This is a genomic window from Deferrisoma palaeochoriense (assembly GCF_054656955.1).
Genome location: NZ_BAAHXI010000124.1, coordinates 1 through 4,144, shown reverse-complemented (window position 1 = coordinate 4,144; position 4,144 = coordinate 1). Strand labels below are relative to the sequence as shown.

At 74.8% G+C, this 4,144-nt stretch carries 6 protein-coding genes; 3 read left to right on the top strand and 3 right to left on the bottom strand.

Annotated elements, in window-relative coordinates:
- Positions 1-167 precede the first annotated feature (167 nt).
- Both ACYQ8L_RS18170 and ACYQ8L_RS18165 read left to right on the top strand, forming a co-directional pair.
- Positions 168-356 carry a hypothetical protein gene (locus ACYQ8L_RS18170; protein WP_459943236.1) on the top strand — a complete coding sequence of 63 codons (189 nt, stop codon included), beginning with the start codon at positions 168-170 and terminating at the stop codon, positions 354-356.
- A gap of 3 nt (positions 357-359) precedes the next feature.
- Positions 360-1,103, top strand: coding sequence for a hypothetical protein (locus tag ACYQ8L_RS18165; RefSeq protein ID WP_459943235.1), 744 nt, complete (start codon positions 360-362; stop codon positions 1,101-1,103).
- Between the two features lie 112 nt (positions 1,104-1,215).
- Here the strand turns inward: ACYQ8L_RS18165 and ACYQ8L_RS18160 are convergent, their stop codons facing one another.
- Genes ACYQ8L_RS18160 through ACYQ8L_RS18150 form a run of 3 tightly spaced genes read right to left on the bottom strand, consistent with a single transcriptional unit; the run spans position 1,216 to position 3,081 of the window.
- Positions 1,216-1,662 carry a PaaI family thioesterase gene (locus tag ACYQ8L_RS18160; RefSeq protein ID WP_459943234.1) on the bottom strand — a complete coding sequence of 149 codons (447 nt, stop codon included), beginning with the start codon at positions 1,660-1,662 and terminating at the stop codon, positions 1,216-1,218.
- Positions 1,652-2,428, bottom strand: a complete 777-nt coding sequence (locus ACYQ8L_RS18155; protein WP_459943233.1) for a hypothetical protein — start codon at positions 2,426-2,428, stop codon at positions 1,652-1,654. The genes ACYQ8L_RS18160 and ACYQ8L_RS18155 overlap by 11 nt, the downstream gene beginning before the upstream one ends.
- The gene (locus tag ACYQ8L_RS18150; protein ID WP_459943232.1) at positions 2,425-3,081 is read right to left on the bottom strand and encodes a DUF3786 domain-containing protein; all 657 of its coding nucleotides are present in this window, start codon (positions 3,079-3,081) and stop codon (positions 2,425-2,427) included. The genes ACYQ8L_RS18155 and ACYQ8L_RS18150 overlap by 4 nt, the downstream gene beginning before the upstream one ends.
- 346 nt (positions 3,082-3,427) lie before the next feature.
- On the opposite strand from ACYQ8L_RS18150, the gene ACYQ8L_RS18145 reads away from it, so the two are divergent.
- The coding region (locus ACYQ8L_RS18145; RefSeq protein WP_459943231.1) for a methyltransferase domain-containing protein at positions 3,428-4,144 on the top strand (717 nt) is incomplete at its 3' end.

Genomic DNA, 4,144 nt, shown 5'->3' with positions numbered 1-4,144 from the left:
TGCCCCCTCCCAAGGCCAATGGTACCCCAGGAAGTCCCGGGGCCGCACGTACAGCCCGGTGCGGCAGAACCCGCACCGCAGCACCGGATCGCCCACCCGCCGGCGGCACCCGGGACTGGAGCCGGATCCAGGAGTACGGGAGCACCGCGGTCCGGTTGGGGGACGCGGTGCGGGAACGGGCGGAGCAACTGACCCAGCGGGCCCTCGAGACCATCGAGGCCCGGGGGGCCACGGCCCTCGTCGTGGCCCGGGGGGCCCGGTGGACCGCCGCCGCCACCCTGGGGGTGAGCCTACTGACCGTGATCGCCCTGGCCCGGTGGTGGCGCCGGTTCCAGGACGTGATCCTGGGGTTCTAGGCCATGGGCGCGTACGAACCAGTGACCATCGAGGCCAAGGGGGGCCATTACGAACTCACCCGGGAGGGCCGATTGCTCTTGCGGGTTCCCCGGAGCGTGTTCGAACGGTACCGGAGCGACGCGGTGTTTCCCCCGGCCTGGCCCGCCCGGGAGGAGGAGCACCCCGTCCGGCGGCTGTACTGGAACCCGGACACCCGCGAGTTCCTCATGGCCGGGCTCGACGCCCACCCCGCCCGCACGGCCGAACTCCATGGCGGCACCCCGTTTCGCTCCTATCTCCAGGGGTTCTGGCTCCCCGACCCGCCGGTGCTCCTCTTGCGCCCGTTCTGGAACCCCGCCGACCCCTACGACCCCTTCGACCGCGCCGCCAGGTCGCGGAGCCTCCGCGCCCAGCTCGCCTTCGTGGAACTCCTGGAGGGCCTGCGGCCGCCGCAAGGGTGGGCGGTCGTCCTCAACGCGACCCAGGAGTACCTGGAGGCCCTCGGCATGGGCCCGCGGGGCACCCCAGGGAGCCCGGGGGAGATCCTGTCGGTCTCCCTGGCCCCGCCCGTGCCCCGCGAGGACCCGGCCGCCCGGGCGGCCCTGGACGCCCTGGGGTTGGATCACGTGGGCGACGCGTTTCCCGTGCTCCGGTCCGGCGCGCTCGCGGGCGCCTACGCCCTGGGCCTCCCGTCGGTCCACGCCGTGGAGGCGGTGTTCCGGGCACACGGCCTCCACTACCAGGTGGGACCGTTTCGGCCGCATTGACGTTGGGACGGGGGACGTTGGGACGTTAGGACGCTGGGACGTGAGGACGGTAGACCGCCGGGACGCCCCCTCCTCGCCGCCTCGCCGCCTCGCCGCCTCACCGCCCAGCCGCCTAGCCGCCTAGCCGCTCCGCGGGCACGGCCATCAGGGTCACCTGGGCCAGGGCCACCGATGCCGGGGCGCCGTCCGCCTCGGCCCACACCTCGGACTGGGCCACGAGCACCGTGCGGCCGGGCCGCACCACCCGGGCCCGGCACCGCAGCCGCTCGCCCACCGCCGGCCGGAGGAAGTTGATCTTGAACTCGATCGTGAGGATCCGGCGGTCCCCAGGCACCAAAGTAAATGCCGCGTACCCGGCCGAGTGATCGGCCAGGGTGGCGAGGACCCCGGCGTGGACGAACCCGTCCTGCTGGAGGTGCTCGGGCCGGACCTCCACCACGGACTCCCAGACCCCCGGCCCCACCTCCGCGGCCCGGGCGCCCAGGTGGCCGGGAAACCCCGTGGCGAAATCCTCCCGGAGGAACGCCGCCCGCTCGGGAGAAAGCCGGTCACCGCCCATAGGTCACCCCCGCCACCCAGCCCCACCCAAGGGCGTCCTGGGTGCCCCGGCGGCCCCCGAGGCTCAGGCGCCATCGCCCGAGCACCCAGTCGAGAACCACCCCATACGTCGCGAAGTCCCGCTTCCGGTGCACCCCGAACGGCCCCGAGTACCCGGCCGCGTCCACGCCGACCCGGAACCGGCCCCCCGCCAGGGGGAGCCGGGCCGCCCCGGCCCAGGTGAACACGTCGTCCTGGGAGCCGTTTTTCGTGGGGTCGCCCAGAATCCCCAAGCCCGCATTCAGGCTCACCAAGACCGGCCCCGCCTCCACGTCCCAGAGGCCGGTCAAAAACACGTCGGTCTCGTCGGTGCCCAGGCCCCGGCGGTCCGAGGCGTTGGGGAGCTTCACCCCGAACCGGAAGCTGAACCCCCTCAGGGTTTCGGGGAACAGGGAGAGCTTGGTCCAGAGCCGCACGTCGCCGGACTCGTAGGAGCCCTCCCGGTCGTCGGCCGGGTCGAACCAGAGGAGCTCGTACTGGGCCGAGACCTCGGCGTGGGGCCCCACCCCGAGGGTCGCCTCGACCTCTGGGAACGTCCACAGGACCCCCTTGCCGCCCCGCAGGAACTCGGAGTGCTGCCAGGTGCGGCTCACCCCCAGGGACGCGCTCCAGCCCCGCTCCCCCAGGGTGGAGGCCTCCTCGGTGAGGTACGGCCATTCGGCCCGGGCCGCGGGGCCGCAGAGCGGCAACACCGCGACCGCGAAAAGGAACGCCCTCCGGAGCCTCATCCCTCTCCTCCCCGCCCCGCCCGTACGAGATCCGCCACGGTCACGTTCGCGAGCGCCCACAAGACATCGAGGGCCAGGTGCAGATGGGACCGGGCGTCGGTCAGCAGCGTGGCCGAGGGGGCGAACTCCCCCGCCGCCCCCCACACGAGCACCCGCACCGGGACCCGGGGAAGGGCCGGGACCTCAGCGGCCGCGTCGGCCCCCTCGACGGGCCGCCCGCCCAGGGCGGCCGCGGCCGAAAGGAGCCCCCGGGGCCCCGCCCCAAACGCCTCCACCAGGCGCGGGAGCGGCAGCGCATGGGGCCCCCGGAAAAAGGCGTCGCCTCCGGGCAGGTCCCGGAACCGAACCCATTCCCCCCGGAGCGGGGCCTCCAGGGCCCCGGCCAGGTAGGCCACGGCCACGAGCGCCCGCTGGTACCCCACCGGCCGGCCCGGGTCGCCCTCGAACCCGACGGTCCGGGCCGAGGGGTCCACCGCGACCGTGCGGCCCAGCAGGGGCAGGAGGAACCTCCCCCCGTCCCACCGGGCCCCCGCGGCCCGGGCCGCCTCCCCGGGGTCGCGCGCGGCCAGGCGCTCCCAGTGGGCCGGGTGGAGATCCTCGGCCCGGGCGTAGAGGCGGTTTTCCTCGGGGTTCAGGGGCTGATCGACGGCCATTGGCGCTCCTTGGACGCTCCCGGTATGCTTTTTCGTCTGGCAACGGGGAGGCGGGAAACGAGGCCCCCCTCACCCCGGCCCTCTCCCCCCGGGGGGGAGAGGGAGACAGACGGCAGGGCCTCCCCGCCGCCGCAAATCGGTTCCCCCTCCCCTGGCGGGAGGGGGTCAGGGGGAGGGGGGAGCCACTACAGCCACCCTCTCCCCGGCCCTCTCCCCCCAAGGGGGAGAGGGAGTCAGACGACGCGCGGCTTCGGGCCAGCGCGAGGCCGCGGGGCCGAGGCCTTCGTCGAAGGCATGTTTGGCGATTGTAGGGGAAAATGCAGCACCGACGGAACCCGAGGAGATTGTGAAACCCGGGACCATCCAGCGGGAGATCTTGGCGGTGTACGAGCGCACCGGCCGGGGCGGCGCCCGGGCCCCGCGGGGGCTCAACCTGGAGGTGGGGGAGGCGCTGGCACGCCGACTCGGATACGCCCCCGAGGATCTCGACGCCGTGCCGCCGCCCCTGCTCGAGGCGTTCGTGGGCGCCGCGAACCTGGCCGACCGGGTGGACGGCCCCGGCCCCGTGGCCGACCTGGGCTGCGGGGCCGGGCTCGAGGCCTGGATCCTGGCCCGCCGGGGGCACCCCGTGGCGGCCCTCGACGCCTCGGGGGCCATGCTCCGCCGCCTGGCCGGGTGCCTTCGGGGCGCGCCCCGATTGCCCCTGCGGCCCGTGCGCGGTCTTCTGCCCCGGCTCCCCTTCCGAGCCGACGCCTTCGACTGGGTGCTCCTGAACGGGGCCGCGAACCTCGTGCCGGAGCGCGACGAACTGCTCCGGGAGGCGGTCCGCGTCCTCCGCCCGGGGGGCTGGCTTCTCGTGGCGGACCTCGTGGCCGTGGAACCCCTCCCCGAGGGGATCCGGGACCTTCCCGAGGCCTGGGCCTGGTGCGTGGCCGGGGCCGAGAGTTCGGAGCGGTGGACCGAACGGCTCGCCCGGGCCGGGTTCGCAAGCCCACGGATCGAGATCTTGGAGCCGATCCCCCCGCTGGCCCGGGCGGTGATCGCGGCGCGGCGGTTCCCCCCG